This is a genomic window from Streptomyces sp. 35G-GA-8, assembly GCF_023534745.1.
GTDB lineage: Bacteria > Actinomycetota > Actinomycetes > Streptomycetales > Streptomycetaceae > Streptomyces.
In genome coordinates this window covers 191,011-206,179 of sequence record NZ_JAMHJQ010000014.1, presented here as the reverse complement: position 1 = coordinate 206,179, position 15,169 = coordinate 191,011, and the positions used below count along the sequence as shown (strand labels likewise).

General features: G+C 70.8%; 14 protein-coding genes. 7 read left to right on the top strand and 7 right to left on the bottom strand.

Annotated elements, in window-relative coordinates:
• The first annotated feature begins 41 nt into the window (after nucleotides 1-41).
• Nucleotides 42-1,130, top strand: a complete 1,089-nt coding sequence (locus M1203_RS29635) for a DUF5937 family protein (protein ID WP_249952885.1) — start codon at nucleotides 42-44, stop codon at nucleotides 1,128-1,130.
• Between the two features lie 72 nt (nucleotides 1,131-1,202).
• Here the strand turns inward: M1203_RS29635 and M1203_RS29630 are convergent, their stop codons facing one another.
• Nucleotides 1,203-1,874 (bottom strand): response regulator transcription factor, encoded by a 672-nt coding sequence (locus M1203_RS29630; RefSeq protein WP_249952884.1) that lies wholly within the window; start codon nucleotides 1,872-1,874, stop codon nucleotides 1,203-1,205.
• Between the two features lie 126 nt (nucleotides 1,875-2,000).
• A complete protein-coding gene (locus M1203_RS29625) occupies nucleotides 2,001-3,203 on the bottom strand; it encodes a sensor histidine kinase (protein WP_249952883.1) in 1,203 nt (400 codons plus the stop codon).
• Nucleotides 3,204-3,410: 207 nt separating this feature from the next.
• On the opposite strand from M1203_RS29625, the gene M1203_RS29620 reads away from it, so the two are divergent.
• Both M1203_RS29620 and M1203_RS29615 read left to right on the top strand, forming a co-directional pair.
• A complete protein-coding gene (locus M1203_RS29620) occupies nucleotides 3,411-4,400 on the top strand; it encodes an SAM-dependent methyltransferase (RefSeq protein ID WP_249952933.1) in 990 nt (329 codons plus the stop codon).
• On the top strand, nucleotides 4,397-5,548 hold the full coding sequence (locus tag M1203_RS29615) for an NADH-quinone oxidoreductase subunit D (protein WP_249952882.1): 1,152 nt from the start codon (nucleotides 4,397-4,399) through the stop codon (nucleotides 5,546-5,548). The genes M1203_RS29620 and M1203_RS29615 overlap by 4 nt, the downstream gene beginning before the upstream one ends.
• 74 nt (nucleotides 5,549-5,622) lie before the next feature.
• Here M1203_RS29615 and M1203_RS29610 read toward each other — a convergent pair whose 3' ends face one another.
• The 4 genes from M1203_RS29610 to M1203_RS29595 form a co-directional block, all read right to left on the bottom strand.
• Complete coding sequence (locus tag M1203_RS29610; RefSeq protein ID WP_249952881.1) at nucleotides 5,623-6,663, bottom strand: hypothetical protein; 1,041 nt, start codon at nucleotides 6,661-6,663, stop codon at nucleotides 5,623-5,625.
• A 153-nt stretch (nucleotides 6,664-6,816) separates the two neighbouring features.
• Nucleotides 6,817-7,803: an ABC transporter substrate-binding protein gene (locus tag M1203_RS29605; protein ID WP_249952880.1), complete on the bottom strand. Its 987-nt coding sequence runs from the start codon at nucleotides 7,801-7,803 to the stop codon at nucleotides 6,817-6,819.
• Nucleotides 7,804-7,840: 37 nt separating this feature from the next.
• Nucleotides 7,841-8,533: an ABC transporter permease gene (locus tag M1203_RS29600; protein WP_249952879.1), complete on the bottom strand. Its 693-nt coding sequence runs from the start codon at nucleotides 8,531-8,533 to the stop codon at nucleotides 7,841-7,843.
• A gap of 2 nt (nucleotides 8,534-8,535) precedes the next feature.
• Complete coding sequence (locus tag M1203_RS29595) at nucleotides 8,536-9,261, bottom strand: ABC transporter permease (RefSeq protein ID WP_249952878.1); 726 nt, start codon at nucleotides 9,259-9,261, stop codon at nucleotides 8,536-8,538.
• Nucleotides 9,262-9,402: 141 nt separating this feature from the next.
• Here M1203_RS29595 and M1203_RS29590 point away from each other — a divergent pair, with 141 nt between their 5' ends.
• Nucleotides 9,403-10,575, top strand: coding sequence for an ABC transporter ATP-binding protein (locus tag M1203_RS29590; protein WP_249952877.1), 1,173 nt, complete (start codon nucleotides 9,403-9,405; stop codon nucleotides 10,573-10,575).
• A 29-nt stretch (nucleotides 10,576-10,604) separates the two neighbouring features.
• Here M1203_RS29590 and M1203_RS29585 read toward each other — a convergent pair whose 3' ends face one another.
• The gene (locus tag M1203_RS29585) at nucleotides 10,605-11,717 is read right to left on the bottom strand and encodes an esterase family protein (RefSeq protein WP_249952876.1); all 1,113 of its coding nucleotides are present in this window, start codon (nucleotides 11,715-11,717) and stop codon (nucleotides 10,605-10,607) included.
• 146 nt (nucleotides 11,718-11,863) lie between these two features.
• Here M1203_RS29585 and M1203_RS29580 point away from each other — a divergent pair, with 146 nt between their 5' ends.
• The 3 genes from M1203_RS29580 (at nucleotide 11,864) to M1203_RS29570 (ending at nucleotide 15,167) form a co-directional block, all read left to right on the top strand.
• Nucleotides 11,864-13,738, top strand: a complete 1,875-nt coding sequence (locus M1203_RS29580) for a phosphatidylglycerol lysyltransferase domain-containing protein (protein WP_249952875.1) — start codon at nucleotides 11,864-11,866, stop codon at nucleotides 13,736-13,738.
• A gap of 113 nt (nucleotides 13,739-13,851) precedes the next feature.
• A complete protein-coding gene (folP, locus tag M1203_RS29575) occupies nucleotides 13,852-14,712 on the top strand; it encodes a dihydropteroate synthase (RefSeq protein ID WP_249952874.1) in 861 nt (286 codons plus the stop codon).
• A 56-nt stretch (nucleotides 14,713-14,768) separates the two neighbouring features.
• On the top strand, nucleotides 14,769-15,167 hold the full coding sequence (locus M1203_RS29570) for a nuclear transport factor 2 family protein (RefSeq protein WP_249952932.1): 399 nt from the start codon (nucleotides 14,769-14,771) through the stop codon (nucleotides 15,165-15,167).
• Nucleotides 15,168-15,169 lie beyond the last annotated feature (2 nt).

Sequence of the window (15,169 nt, the reverse complement as noted above, 5' to 3'; positions counted from 1 at the left end):
TCGGCGGACCGGTTGTCAGTGGCGGCGTGCACCATGGCTTCATGAGCGTGTTCATCGACATCACCGGCCTGCCCCGGGAGCGGATCACCTTCGGCCCGTCCCCGCTGGCGGAGCTGGGTGCCGCCCTGCACGTGCTCTCCGAGCCCGCACACCACGCCGGGCTGCACGGCTGGATCACCACCACCAGCGCCGCGCTCAAGCCCGAGCTGGCCGACCGGCTGCACGAAGCGGACTTCCTCTGGCGGTCGGCCCGCGCCGACATCCTGCTGCCCGCCGTGCCCCGGGAGACCCTCGCGGAGGAGCTGGACGACCTCGATCTGGTGGACGACGAGACGTATGTGGCGGCGGCCCTGGAGATCTCCTGCGCCAGCCAGTACGGCGACGGGCTGCCCTCGCCGCTCGTCGACGCGGACGTGCGGCGGCGCGCGCTGGAGCTGGCGACGGCCCGCGGTCCACGCCAAGCCGCGTTCGTACGCCAGATGCTGGCGGATCCGCCCGGGGTCAGGGCCTGGATACGGCGGCTGCTCGAAGACTGCGAGGAGGCGTTCTTCGCGGACACCTGGCGGCGCGTCCGGGTCCAGCTCGCCGCCGACGCCCGGCACAAGACCGAGATGCTGCGCCGCAAGGGCCTCGCGGAGGCCGTCGCCGCGGTCTCCCCCGCCATCGCGCTGGAGGAGGACGGGCTCCGTACGAGGATCGTGATCGACAAGCTGGCCCACGGCCGTGGGGCCGCGACGGGACGGGGGCTGACGTTCCTGCCCACCGCCTTCGGCTGGCCCCATCTGGTGGCGCTGCACACGCCCGGCTGGCGGCCGGTCGTGCAGTATCCGGTCTCCGCGCGTGAGCTGACGGACGCCACGTCCGTCGACACGGTCAAGCTGCGGCTGGAGGCAGTCGCCCACCCCATGCGGATGCGGCTGTGCCGGAGCCTGGCCCGCGGCTCGTACTCGACAGGCGAGTTGGCCGATACGTACGGGATCACCGCGCCCGAGGTCTCCCGGCATCTGGCAGTGCTGCGGAAGGCGGGGCTGCTGACGACCCAGCGGCGCGGGCGCTATGTGCTGCATCAGCTGGATGTCGCCGTGGTGGCCCGGCTCGGGAGCGACTTCCTGGAGGGGGTGCTGCGCTGACGGCCCGCCACCCCGGGGTCGGCCGGTCCGTACGGATGTGCTCGGCGAGCAGCGCGAAGTGCCCCGCCCGGCTCAGCCTCCCCCGCCGCCGGCCCGCACCAGTCCCGTCTCGTAGGCGAGGACGACCACCTGCACGCGGTCGCGCAGTCCGAGCTTGGTGAGGATCCGGCCGACGTGCGTCTTCACGGTCGCCTCGGAGAGCACCAGCCGGCCGGCGATCTCCCCGTTCGACAGCCCCTGCGCGACCAGCAGCAAGACCTCGCGCTCGCGGTCGGTCAGCCGGTCCAGCTCCTTGTGCCGCGGCTTGTCCTGGCTGGGCAGCATCGGCGCGAAGCGGTCCAGCAGCCGCCGGGTGGTGGACGGGGCGACGACGGCGTCACCGCTGTGCACCGAGCGGATCGCGTTGAGCAGTTCGCCCGGCGGCACATCCTTCAGCATGAAGCCGCTCGCCCCGGCCTTGAGCCCGGAGAACGCGTACTCGTCCAGGTCGAAGGTGGTCAGGATGAGCACCTTCGGAGCGTTGGGCTCCGCACAGATCCTGCGGGTGGCCTCGACGCCGTCCAGCCGGGGCATACGGACGTCCATCAGGACGACATCCACGGCGGTGGCGCGGAGGTTCTCGATCGCCTCCGCGCCGTCCCCGGCCTCCGCGACGACCTCCATGTCGGGCTGCGCGGCCAGCACCATACGGAATCCGGTGCGCAGCAGCACCTGGTCGTCGACGAGCATGACGCGGATCGACATCTGCGGGGTCCTTGTCCGGTAGGAGGAAGTGGGCCGGTGAGAGGGGCTGGGCGCGGACGCTTGTGCCGACCGCGCGGCCGACACGCTGTTCGGTGCGCCGTTCGGTGCGCTGTTTCGGCGCACCGCTCAGTGCGCGGGTTTCAACGGCAGCAGCGCGCTGATCCGGAAGCCGCCGCCGGGGCGCGGCCCGGCGTCCAGTGTGCCGCCGACCATACCCACCCGCTCCCGCATGCCGATGAGCCCATGACCGCGCCCGTCGGCCCCGCCGTCCACGTACAGCTCGTGGGCCGCGCCCCGCCCGTCGTCCTCGACGAGCAGCCCGAGCCCGTCGTCGAAGTAGACCAGACGGACGCTGGCGCCCACATCGGGTCCGCCGTGCTTGCGGCTGTTGGTGAGGGCCTCCTGCACAATGCGGTACGCGGTCAGCTCCACCCCGCTGGGCAGCGGCCTCGGGGTGCCCTCGATCCGGAAGTCCACGGTCAGCCCGGCGCCCCGCACGTTCTCGATCAGTTCCTCGATCTGTCCGACATCGGGCTGCGGAACGTATTCGCCGCCCTCCTTGGCGTCACCGGTCCGCAGCACGCCCAGCAGTCTGCGCATCTCGGCGAGCGCCTGCCTGCCGGTGCTCGAAATGGTTTCCAGTGCCTGTTTGGCCTGGTCGGGGGCGGCGTCCAGCACATAGGCGGCGCCGTCGGCCTGGACCACCATCACGGAGACGTTGTGCGCGACGACATCGTGCAGCTCGCGGGCGATCCTGGCCCGCTCGGCGGCGACCGCCACCTTGGCCTGCGCCTCACGCTCCTTCTCCAGCCGGGTGGCGCGCTCCTCCAGCTGGTCGAGATAGGCCCGGCGGGTACGGACGGAGTCGCCGAGCACCCAGGCGAGGACGAACGGCACGCAGATGACGATGGTGACGAAGACCTGGCCCAGGACGCTCTCGGTGGGATCGTCCCGCCAGCGCGCCTGCGCCGCGGGGGTGGCGAGCAGTCCGCCGGTCAGCGCGAGCCGCGAGGCCCAGCGCGGCCCGCCCTGCGCGGCGACGGTGTAGATGATCACGAGCATCGCGAAGTCGGCCGGATTGGGCCGCACATCCAGGGCGAGCTGGGCGAGGCCCAGGCCCAGCACGAGCAGCAGCACCTTCTCCGGCGCGCGACGGCGCAGCGCGACGGACAGGCTCAGCAGCAGGACCAGCGGGATGGCCGCCAGCCTCGTGCCGACGCCCTCGTTGTCCTGCACCACCCACAACAGGGACAGCCCGAAGAGCAGGACAGCCCAGAAGCTGTCGACGCCCGTCGGGTGTCCGCGGAGAAAGTCGTAGAAGCGCTGCACGTAACCCAGCGTAGTGAGGCGGACAAGGGGGACGGGTCAGCCGGAGGGCCGATCCGATCGGCGGAATCGTACTCCCCAAGGTGGAGACTTGACGCCGTGACGGATGAGACGTGTAAGTCGCCCGGGGCTCCGGGTACGGCGCGAGGCGCGACGGACGGCCGGTGCGCCCCCGGAGCGCTCCGCTGGCGTACGGCAGCCGAGCGCGCGCTGTACGGCCCGGACGGCTTCTATCTGCGCCCCGAGGGACCGGCCGGGCACTTCCGTACGTCGGTCCACGCCTCCCCGCTCTTCGCCGCCGCGGTCGCCCGGCTGCTGGCCGGGACCGCCGAGCGGCTGGGCATGGACGAGGTGGCGTTCGTCGATGTCGGCGCGGGCCGCGGCGAGCTGCTTTCGGGGGTCCTGGCCGCGCTCCCGGACGGGCTCGCGGTGCGGCCGTACGCCGTCGAGCGCGCCCCGCGTCCCACGGGCCTGGACCCCCGTATCGAGTGGTGCCCGGAGCCGCCGCCCGGGGTGAGCGGGCTGCTCTTCGCGAACGAATGGCTCGACAACGTCCCCGTCGACATCGCCGAGACCGGCCCCGACGGGGTCGTACGGTACGTCCTCGTCCGGCCGGACGGCTCCGAGGAACCGGGCGACCCGGTCGAGGGCCCCGACGCCGAATGGCTCGCCCGCTGGTGGCCGCCGGCCGGCCCCGGCACCCGCGCGGAGATCGGCCGGCCGCGCGACGAGGCGTGGGCGGCGGCCGTCGCCACCCTGGAGCGGGGGCTCGCGGTCGCGGTCGACTACGCGCATGTACGGGACGCCCGGCCGCCCTTCGGTACTCTGACGGGCTTCCGGGCGGGCCGGGAGGTGCCCCCCGTACCGGACGGCACCCTCGATCTCACGGCCCATGTGGCGCTGGACGCCTGTGCCCTGCCCGGCGCGGAACTGCTGGGCCAGCGCGAGGCCCTGCACCGGCTGGGGGTGAGCGGCCGACGGCCGCCGCTGTCCCTCGCCACCACGGATCCGGCGGCCTATGTGCGGGCGCTCGCGGCGGCCGGGGAGGCGGCGGAGCTGACGGCCCGTGGCGGCCTCGGGGACTTCGGCTGGCTCATGCAGCCCATCGGCCTCGGAGGCACAAGCGGAGGCACGGGCGAAGGCACGATCGGAGGCATCATCGGAGGCACGACCGGCGCTCTGAGAGACTGTCGCCCATGACGGAGACCACCCGGACGACGGTCGGTATCGGCGGCGCGGCCGAGAGCACGGACATGGTGCTCAACATCGGCCCGCAGCACCCCTCCACCCACGGGGTGCTCCGGCTCCGGCTCGTGCTCGACGGCGAGGTGATCCAGCAGGCGGAGCCGGTCATCGGCTATATGCACCGGGGCGCGGAGAAGCTTTTCGAGGCGCGCGACTACCGGCAGGTCCTGGTCCTCGCCAACCGCCACGACTGGCTCTCGGCGTTCTCCAACGAGCTGGGCGTGGTGATGGCCGTCGAGCGGATGCTCGGCATGGAGGTGCCCGAGCGCGCCGTATGGACCAGAACGCTGCTCGCCGAGCTGAACCGGGTGCTCAACCATCTGATGTTCCTCGGCTCGTACCCCCTCGAACTGGGCGGTATCACCCCGGTGTTCTACGCGTTCCGGGAGCGCGAGGAGCTTCAGGGCGTGATGGAGGAGATCTCCGGCGGCCGGATGCACTACATGTTCAACCGGGTCGGCGGCCTCAAGGAGGACCTTCCCGCGGGCTGGCAGGGGCGCGCCAGGTCCGCGATCGCGTCCGTGCGCTCGCGGATGGACGTGTACGACCGGCTGGTGCTCGGCAACGAGATCTTCCGGGGCCGTACCCGCGGGGTTGGGGTGCTGTCGCGGGAGACGGTCCACGCGTACGGGGTGTCCGGGCCGATCGCCCGCGCCTCCGGGGTCGACTTCGATCTGCGCCGCGACGAGCCGTACCTCGCGTACGGCGAACTGCGCGACACGCTCAGGGTCGTGACCCGCGAGGAGGGCGACTGTCTGGCGCGGTTCGAATGTCTGCTGGAGCAGACGCACAACGCGCTGGCCCTGGCGGACGCCTGTCTGGACCGGATCGCGGAGCTGCCGCCCGGGCCGATCAACCAGCGGCTGCCCAAGGTGCTGAAGGCGCCCGAGGGGCATACGTACGCGTGGACCGAGAACCCTCTCGGCATCAACGGCTATTACCTGGTGTCGAAGGGCGAGAAGACGCCGTACCGGCTGAAGCTGCGCTCGGCCTCGTTCAACAACATCCAGGCGCTGACCGAGTTGCTGCCCGGGACGCAGGTCGCCGACATGGTCGCGATCCTGGGCTCGCTGTTCTTCGTCGTCGGCGACATCGACAAGTAACGCGCCCCGGGGGCCGCGCCCCCACGCGCCCCCCTCGCCGCTCCGCCTCGCGCTCGCTCAGCGGCCTGCCGTCATCAGCCGCTGATCGCGTCGCGCAGCTCTCCCATTTCGAGCGGCTCGGTCTCGTCGTGCACGGTCAGATCGATGACCTGCCCGATACCCCGCTCCTCGGCCCTGCGCCGCTCGGCGAGAGCCTCCTCGCCCACCACGTCCGCGAGGTCCTCGCGCTCGACGCGCGCCAGTTCGGCGGCCGGTGCGGACCCCTTGGTGTCGTCCGCGTCCGCCTTCTTGAGCCCGCCGGGCGCGTTCTGCGCGGTGGCCTGCGCACCGAAGAAGTCGAAACCGCCCTCGGGCCGCCGCGCGGGACGGCCCTGCGGGGCGTACGGGACGATCGCGGAGGCCGTGGGCACGCGGGTGGCCGGGAGGGCGGACGACGGGCGGTTGTGCTGTTCGGCCCCGGCGCCCGCCGCGTGCTTCCCCCGCGACTCCCCCGCCTCCGTGGACCGCTCCGCGAGATCGCGCGCACGCGCCGCCTCGACCGTATGCCTCGCCTGCTGGACCGCGGCGTTGCGCGACAGTTCGTCCAGGGCCCGCGCGGCGCTGACGAACGCCGCCTTGGTGGGCGTGCTGCCCGCGGCGGGCAACGCCTTGGGGACGGCCGACGCCTCCAGGGCGAGCTGACGCCGCCCCTCCAGCGCGGTGGCGCGCTCGGTCTCCGCGGTGGCGTACCGGCGCAGCAGCGCGGCGTGCTCACCGCGCAGCCCGGCCAGCTCGATCCGCTTGGCGCGCAGTTTGGCCTCAAGCTTGAGGCGCAGCTCGCGCGACTCCTCGACGTCGCCTTCCAGTTCGGCTATGCGCTCCTCGGCCTTCCAGCCGTCGCTCTCCCGCGCGCGCGTCAGCTCGGCGACCCGGCGGCCGGCGGCGCGGTCCCAACCACGCATGAAGACCGCGCCGGTGACCGCCGCGGCGGCCGTCACCGCGACCAGACCGCGGAGCACCACGGGCTCCGCGAGGAACCAGGCGCCCGCGGCACAGAGAACCGCGGCTCCGGCGACCGCCGTCGGCGGCAGAAGCTTGTGGAGGGGTGGGGAATGGCGGTGGCGTCCACGTGGCATGGCCTGAAATTTACCGTGCGTGGAGACCGAATGGGGGGCCGGTCGGACAATCTTTCTCGGCCCGTTGCCGGCCTTCCTCCCCATCCACTCCTGTTTCCTCTACAGAACTCCGTTTTGCCTGGCGCCGGTTACCGCGCGGACGCCGTCCGGCCACTACTTCTTGACCAGACCTTTGGACTCCAGGTACTCCTTGGCGACATCCTCGGGCTTCGCACGCTCGGCATCGACCTTGAGGTTCAACTTCGCCAGATCGTCCGTGGTCAGCGCGTCGGTCAGCTTGCCCAGCACATCGGCTATCTCCGCCGAACCGGCGTCCTTGGCATTGACCACCGGCAGTACGTTGTCGGCGTTCTGGAGCTTCTTGTCGTCCTCAAGCACGACGAGTCCGAAGCTGTCGAGCGTGCCATCGGTGGTGCTGCTCAGAACCACCTGGTCCACACCGTCCTTGACGGCCTGCTTGGACTGCGGGGTGCCGACGCCCTTGGGGTCGATGCCCGCCACATCGATGCCGTACGTCTTCTTCAGACCCGGCGCGCAGAAGGGCCGGACCTCGCACTCGTCGCCCGCCGCGATCTTCACCTTGATCTTCGACTTGCCAAGATCGGAAAGCGTCTTCAGCTTGTTCTTCTCGGCGAATTCCTTGGTCACCGCGAAGGCATTCTGATCGACGGCCTGACCGGCGGGCAGCACCTTCAGTCCCAGCGGCTCGGCGAGCTTCGTCAGCTCGGCGACCGTCGCGGCGGCGTCGCTGGACGCGAGCGGCTTCTCCTCGGCCGCCTTGGCGCCGTTCACCTTGGCGTTGAGGAATTCCGTGATCGTCGCGGCGTATTCGGGCACCACGTCGATCTCGCCCTTCTCCAGGGACGGTTCGTACAGCTCACGGTTCTTCACCGTGGTGACGGACGTGGAGTAGCCGGCGTCGCCCAGGATCTGGGCGTACAGCTCCGCCAGCACCTTGGACTCCGTGAAGGCCGCCGCGCCGATGACGAGCGAGCCCTTCTCCCCCGAGCCGGAGCCGGAACCGGAGTCGGCGGCGCCGCTCTTGTCCTTCTCCAGGCTGTCGCCGCCGCACGCGGCGAGCGAGGTGGTCAGGGCCACCACTCCCAGTACGGCACCCGCGAGGCGCGAGGTCTTGCTCATGAGGTTCACCATCTCCAAGAAGCCATTGGGTCGGTCGTCAGACGGTCGTGCGCGAGGGCCGGGCGGCGAGCGAGGGCGCCGGGTCGATGACCCGGTCCAGCGCCACCAGCACGCCTTCGACGAGCAGCGCGAGCAGCGCGACGAGCAGTGCGCCCGCGACCACCTGCGGGGTGTTGTACGTGTTGAAGCCGGCGGTGATGATCCGGCCGAGGCCGCCCTGTCCCACCATCGCCGCGATGGTGGCGGTGGCCACCACCTGTACGGAGGCCGAGCGGAGCCCGGTCATGATCAGCGGGTACGCGAGGGGCAGTTCGACCCGTACGAAGAGCTGGCGCCCGGACATGCCCATCCCCCGGGCGGCCTCCACGACCGCGCTGTCCACCTCCCGCATCCCGACATAGGCGTTGGTCAGCAGGGGCGGCACGGCGAAGAGCACCAGCGCGATGATCGTCGGCACCGAGCCCGAGTTGCGCAGCGGCGAGACCATGAACAGGGCGAGCACGGCGAACACCGGCACCGCACGGCCCACATTGGAGATATTGATCGCGAGCGCGCCGCCCTTGCCGATATGCCCCAGATAAAGGGCTATGGGCAGGGCTATGGCGCACGCCAGCGCGAGGGCGACCCCGCTGACAAGTGCGTGCTCTTCCAGCCGCCGCCACACCCCGCTGTCGCCGGACCAGTTGGCACCGGTCGTCAGCCAGCTGACCGCCTCTCCCAGAACTCCCATGGTCAGCCCACCGCCTTCAGCGCGTCGGCCGGCACGGCTTTACGGCCGGACGTACGTGTCGGACGTATGCGCGTCCAGGGCGTCAGCAGCCGCTGCGCTCCGAGCAGCAGCAGATCGGCGACCACCGCGAGCAGCACACACAGCACCGAGGCCGTCAGCACCTGCGCCTTGAAGAAGCTCGGCAGCGCGTCCTCGATGAGATTGCCGAGCCCGCCCCGGCCGACGATCGACCCGACGGTGGTCAGCGCGACCGTCGACACCGTCGCTATGCGCAGGCCCGCCATCAGCGCGGGCAGCGCCAGGGGCAGCTCGACCTCCCAGAGCAGCCGCCCCGGTCCGTATCCCATCCCGCGGGCCGCCTCCCGTGCCTCTTCCGGCACCGCTTCGAGCCCCGCGATGATGTTCCGCACGAGAATCGTCAGTGAATAGAGCACCAGGCCGGTGATCACCAGACCGGCGGAGAGCCCGAAGAGCGGCAGCAGCAGCGAGAACATCGCCAGCGACGGAATCGTGTAGAGCAGCGTCGTCAGCCCCAGCACCGGTCCGGCGAATGACGGCCTGCTCCGCGCCAGCAGGGCCAGCGGAAATGCCACCAGCAGCCCTATGACGACCGAGACCGCGGTGATCCACACATGCTGGACCGTGGCGTCGATCAACTCCTGACTACGGGAGCGGAGATATTCCCCGCAGATCCAGTCGTTCGCCGCCAGGCACCCTTGCGTACTCATCCATCCCCGCCTCCCCCGTCTTCCCGAACGTATGTCTGGCTCTATGCCCTGGCGACCCTAACCCCGACCACTGACATTCGCGGAAGCCCGCCACATTCCAGCAACATGGCCTTCACACAACACGTCGCACAATGGGGAACCATGATCCGATTCGAGCACGTCACCAAGCGGTACCCGGACGGTACGACCGCTGTCGACGACCTCTCCTTCGAGGTCCCCCAGGGCGAACTGGTCACGCTCGTCGGGCCTTCCGGCTGTGGCAAGACCACCACGATGAAAATGGTCAACCGTCTCATCGAGCCGACCGAGGGACGGATATTCCTCGACGGGGACGACATATCCGCCATCGACCCGGTGCAGCTCAGGCGCCGTATCGGCTATGTCATCCAGCAGGTCGGTCTCTTCCCGCACAAGACGGTCCTGGAGAACACCGCGACCGTCCCGCATCTGCTGGGCTGGCAGCGCGCCAAGGGCCGTGAGCGCGCCGCCGAACTCCTCGACCTGGTCGGTCTCGACCCGTCCGTCTACGGCGACCGCTACCCCGAGCAGCTCTCCGGCGGCCAGCGCCAGCGCGTCGGCGTGGCCCGCGCCCTGGCGGCCGATCCGCCCGTCCTGCTGATGGACGAGCCGTTCGGCGCGGTCGACCCCGTCGTACGCGACCATCTCCAGAGCGAGTTCCTCAAGCTCCAGGCGGCGGTCCGGAAAACTGTGCTGTTTGTCACGCACGACATCGAGGAAGCGGTCCGGCTCGGTGACCGTATCGCCGTCTACGGGCAGGGCAGGATCGAACAGTTCGACGCCCCCGCCGCCGTGCTCGGCGCTCCCGCCACCCCGTATGTCGCCGATTTCGTCGGCGCGGACCGGGGTCTGAAGCGGCTCTCCGTCACCTCCATCGAGGAGGGCGACCTCGAACAGCCGCCCGTCGTCCATCTCGACGACCCGCTGGCCCGCGCCGCGGCGAAGCTCGCCAAGGAGGGCGCGCGCTGGGCCGTCGTCCTGGACTCGGCCGACAATCTGCACGGCTGGATCTCCACCGAGCAGACCGGCGCCTCCGGGACCGTACGGGAGCACGCGCGCCGGATGGAGGCATGGCTGCCGGTCGGCGCCTCCCTGAAGCAGGCGTTCGCCACGATGCTCCAGCACGACGCGGGATGGATCGCGGTGATCGACGAGGCGGAGACGGGACGCTTCCTCGGGGTCCTCACACCGGCCAGGCTGCACGAGGCGCTGCGCCGGTCGATCGACGCGGACGCGCAGGCCATCCCCCGTACGGAGGTGGAGCTGGAGACGGTCAGCAAGGTCGCCTCCGTCTGAGGGCCGCCGCCACAACGACGGCTGGGCGATCAGTTCGAGTAGAGCCGCCCGCTCATCCACTCCAGGGCCGGCGGGATCTCCCGGCGCCAGGTGTTGAAGTTGTGCCCGCCGCTGTCGAGGATGATCGACGACACATGCGAGGGCGCCTTGACCTTGCTGATGAACGTCCGCGTGGCCTTGAGATTTCCCTCGCCCTTCTTGGACGAGGTGACCAGGAAGGACACCGGGCCCTGCGGCCGGTTGTCCAGGCTCCACAGCAGGTCGGAGCGGTTGCGCAGCTGCTTGTCGCCCCGGAAGAGATCACCGGTCGTCGGATCGACGGGCGCCTTGTAGTACGCCGAGAGCCCGACGCCCACGGAGTACCGCTCCGGATGGTGCATGGCGATCTTCAGCGCGCAGTAGCCGCCGGTGGAGTTGCCGATGATGCCCCAGCTCTTCGGCTCGCGCCCGACCCGGTACGTCCGGGACATCGCCAGCGGCAGATCCTTGGCGAAGAACGTCTCCGTCTGCGGACCGCGCGGGATGTCCACGCACTCGGTGTCCCTCGGCGGCGCCACCGTGGGCCGCAGCATCACCAGCACCATCGGCTGCATCTTGCCGTCCTTGGCCAGCTGCCAGGCGGTCTTCGGATAGTTCAGCTGCTTGATCAGGTTCTCCGCCATCCCCGGATAGCCGGTGAGCACCACGGCGACCGGGAAGGTCCGGTGCACGAATCCCCGCCGGAAGTACTCCGGTGGGAGATAGACGTACGCGGTGCTGTCGATCCCGGACTTCGGGCCGCTGACGACGATCCGCTGGACCTGGCCGGCCACCGAGGGCACCGAACCGCCGGGCGTGGGCGTCCGCTGGGTGTCCATCACCGTCACGTGAGTGCCCCCGGCCGAATGGTCGACGACCGCCCCCAGATCCTGCTTGCGCCCGAACAGGTCGGACCACGATCCGTAGAAGAGGAAGGAGTTGTTGGCGACGAGACCGACCGCCATGAACACCGCCACCTGCGTGGCCAACAGCAGTCCGATCCGGCCGAGCACCACGCGTGGCGTACCGCGCGACAGGCGCGGCCAGAGCCAGATGGTCACGACGAACAGCCCAACAGCCAGCAGGACGGCCAAGATCAGGACTTTACGGCTGGTAAGACCCATATCGACCGAGCTTTCTCCTGTGAGATTTTCCGAAACGCTGAGGAACCCGACCTCCGAAAGCCCCGTCCTAGAGGTCGCAAAATGTCCGGCCCGCGAAGAAGAGGCGGAGACGGGCACCACACTCTCTCGCGGAACCACGGGAAGCGATGTCTGTGACTCAGGATGGGGATAAATCGGGATCGGTTCCGGGTCGGTCACAGCACAACACGGGCATACCGCCTGGGCCACTGACACGCCGTCCGCTCCGCGGCCCGCGCCCCGAATCCGTCCCCGCACTGGTCGGCACCGCCTGCACTCTCGTCGGGCTGATGGATATCGCCACCGGCGTCTTCCCCCGCTTCCGCCACAGCCGGATGCACGCCTTCGCCGAGGTGCTGCCCGGGGCGCTCGGACCCCTGTCCGCCGCGCTCTCCATCAGCGCCGGCGTACTCCTGCTGCTGCTCGCGCACGGTCTGAAACGCCGTAAACGCCGCGCCTGGCGGGCCGCGGTCGTCCTGCTGCCCGGGGGCGCCGTGGCGCAGTTCGGCTACCGGCACTCGCTCCTGGGCACCCTGCTCCCGCTGATACTGCTCGCCCTGCTGCTGCGCCACCGCCGGGAGTTCGCCGCGCTGCCCGACCCGCACAGCCGCTGGAAGGCGCTGGCCAACTTCTTCCTCATGGGCGCGGGCTCCATCGGCCTCGGACTGATCGTCGTCAGCGTCCATCCGCACCGGACCGTCGGCAACCCCGGCCTCGCCGAACGGCTCGAACACGTGCTGTACGGCCTGATCGGCCTCGACGGGCCCATCGACTACAGCGGCGTCGTGAGCGGCACCGTCGGCGACTCCCTCGGCGCGCTCGGCCTGCTCACCGCCCTCACCACCGGCTATCTCGCCTTCCGCCCCGAACACCCCGCCGCCCGCCTCACCGAGGACGACGAACGACGGCTGCGCGCCCTGCTCGCCCGGCACGGCGGACGTGACTCCCTCGGCCACTTCGCCCTGCGCCGCGACAAGGGCGTGGTCTTCTCCCCCAGCGGCAAGGCCGCCGTCTGCTACCGCGTCGTCTCGGGGGTGATGCTCGCCAGCGGCGACCCGATCGGCGATGTCGAGGCCTGGCCCGGCGCCATCGAACGCTTCATGGACGAGGCCAAGGCCCACTCCTGGACGCCCGCCGTCATGGGCTGCGGCGAGACGGGCGGCGAGGTCTGGACCCGCGAGACCGGACTCGACGCGCTGGAGCTGGGCGACGAGGCGGTGGTGGACGTGCCGGATTTCTCCCTGCACGGACGCGCCATGCGGAACGTACGCCAGATGGTGAAGCGCATCGAGCGCGCCGGCTACGAAACGCGGGTGCGGCGCGTCCGTGACCTCTCCGCCGGCGAGCTGGCCAGGATCCGCGGCGCCGCCGCCGACTGGCGCGGCACCGACACGGAACGCGGCTTCTCCATGGCCCTCGGGCGGATCGGCGACCCCGCCGACGGCGACTCCGTGATCGCCACGGCCCACAAGCCCGGCGAGGACGCCACCGGCCCGTACGGCGACCTGAAGGCCGTACTCCACTTCGTCCCGTGGGGTACGGACGGGATGTCCCTGGACCTGATGCGCCGCGACCGCTCCGCCGACCCCGGCATGAACGAACTGCTGATCGTCGCCGCCCTGCACGCCGCCCCCGCGCTCGGGGTGGCACGGATCTCCCTCAACTTCGCGATGTTCCGCTCGGCGCTCGCCCGCGGCGAACGACTGGGCGCGGGACCGGTCCTGCGCGGCTGGCGGAAGCTGCTGGTCTTTCTCTCCCGCTGGTTCCAGATCGAGTCGCTGTACCGCTTCAACGCCAAGTTCCAGCCGCGCTGGGAGCCCCGCTTCGTGGTCTTCCGCAGCACCGGCGAACTGCCCAGGATCGGCCTCGCCGCGATGCGGGCCGAAGGCTTCGTCACCCTCGCGCTGCCCCGCCCGCTGCGCCGCCTCACCCGCGACCGGCACCCCCGCCCCTGCGCCCACGACACCGCGGGCCCGCCCGACCACGAGATCCGTACCGCCTGAGGATGCGTCCGGCCCGCCCGGGAGTGTGTCACTCGCCCGTCGCGCGGATCCGGCCCCGTCGCGCGGATCCGGCCGGGCGGCCCACCCCCGGGGAGACCCCCTAGGGTGGGCGTATGAGTACGTTGCGCGCGCGGGGCGCGGTCGAGGGGCTCCCGGAGTGGGACCGCTGTGCGGTGATGGGCGTCATCAATGTGACGCCCGATTCCTTCTCCGACGGTGGCCGCTGGTTCGACACCACCGCCGCCGTCAAGCACGGTCTCGATCTTGTCGCCGAGGGCGCGGACCTGGTGGACGTCGGCGGTGAGTCGACCAGGCCCGGCGCCACCCGCGTGGACGAGGACGAGGAGCTCAGGCGCGTGATCCCCGTCGTACGGGGCCTCGCGGCCGAAGGCGTCACCGTCTCCGTCGACACCATGCGCGCCTCCGTCGCCGAGCAGGCCGTCGCGGCCGGTGCCGCGCTGGTCAATGACGTCAGCGGCGGACTCGCGGACCCCGCCATGGTGCCCGCGGTCGCCGCCGCGGACGTGCCTTTCGTGGTGATGCACTGGCGCGGTTTCAGCGAGCGGATGAACAGCCGCGCCATCTATACGGACGTCGTCGCGGAGGTCGTCGCCGAACTGCGCGCCCGGATGGACGCCGTGGTGGCCGGAGGCGTCGCCCCCGAGCGGCTTGTCATCGATCCCGGCCTCGGCTTCGCCAAGCAGGCCGAGCACGACCTCGCGCTCCTGGCGCACCTCACCGAGCTGCGTGCCCTGGGCCGGCCGCTTCTGGTCGCGGCCTCCCGTAAACGCTTCCTCGGACATGTCCTCGCCGGCGGCGAGGGCTCCCCGCCGCCCGCCCGCGAGCGCGACGCGGCCAGCGCCGCCGTCTCCGCGATCGCCGCCCACCAGGGCGCCTGGGCGGTCCGCGTCCATGAGGTACGGGCCACCGCCGACGCGGTACGGGTGGCCCGCGCCGTCGAGGGAGCCCAGTGACCGCGCGCACGGACAACGAACAGGTCGAGGTGGCCAACACCACCTTCTACGAGGCGATGGAGCGCGGTGACTTCGACGCCCTGTCCGCGCTCTGGCTGGACGGCGACGAGGACGGGATCTCCTGCGTCCACCCCGGCTGGCCCGTGCTCACCGGCCGCGGGGAAGTGCTCCGCTCGTACGCGCTGATCATGGCGAACACCGAGTACATCCAGTTCTTCCTGACCGATGTCGTGGTGTCGGTCTGCGCCGACACCGCGCTGGTGACCTGCACGGAGAACATCCTCAGCGGTGGCCCCGCCGAGGAGAGCGGCGAGCTCGGACCGCTCGTCGGCCAGCTGGTCGTCGCCACCAACGTCTTCCGCCGCACACCCGAAGGGTGGAAAATCTGGTCACATCATGGCTCACCGGTTCTGGCCGAAACCGATGAGGAAACGGACGACGAGACACCCGCGTGAGT

Excerpts from the sequence above, each read along its gene's own strand:
- M1203_RS29600 (WP_249952879.1), bottom strand. The coding sequence starts at position 8,533 with ATGGGAGTTCTGGGAGAGGCGGTCAGCTGGCTGACGACCGGTGCCAAC.
- M1203_RS29615 (WP_249952882.1), top strand. The coding sequence starts at position 4,397 with ATGACGGAGACCACCCGGACGACGGTCGGTATCGGCGGCGCGGCCGAG.
- M1203_RS29595 (WP_249952878.1), bottom strand. The coding sequence starts at position 9,261 with ATGAGTACGCAAGGGTGCCTGGCGGCGAACGACTGGATCTGCGGGGAA.
- M1203_RS29630 (WP_249952884.1), bottom strand. The coding sequence starts at position 1,874 with ATGTCGATCCGCGTCATGCTCGTCGACGACCAGGTGCTGCTGCGCACC.
- folP (WP_249952874.1), top strand. The coding sequence starts at position 13,852 with ATGAGTACGTTGCGCGCGCGGGGCGCGGTCGAGGGGCTCCCGGAGTGG.
- M1203_RS29610 (WP_249952881.1), bottom strand. The coding sequence starts at position 6,663 with ATGCCACGTGGACGCCACCGCCATTCCCCACCCCTCCACAAGCTTCTG.
- M1203_RS29570 (WP_249952932.1), top strand. The coding sequence starts at position 14,769 with ATGGAGCGCGGTGACTTCGACGCCCTGTCCGCGCTCTGGCTGGACGGC.
- M1203_RS29590 (WP_249952877.1), top strand. The coding sequence starts at position 9,403 with ATGATCCGATTCGAGCACGTCACCAAGCGGTACCCGGACGGTACGACC.
- M1203_RS29585 (WP_249952876.1), bottom strand. The coding sequence starts at position 11,717 with ATGGGTCTTACCAGCCGTAAAGTCCTGATCTTGGCCGTCCTGCTGGCT.
- M1203_RS29605 (WP_249952880.1), bottom strand. The coding sequence starts at position 7,803 with ATGAGCAAGACCTCGCGCCTCGCGGGTGCCGTACTGGGAGTGGTGGCC.
- M1203_RS29580 (WP_249952875.1), top strand. The coding sequence starts at position 11,864 with ATGTCTGTGACTCAGGATGGGGATAAATCGGGATCGGTTCCGGGTCGG.
- M1203_RS29635 (WP_249952885.1), top strand. The coding sequence starts at position 42 with ATGAGCGTGTTCATCGACATCACCGGCCTGCCCCGGGAGCGGATCACC.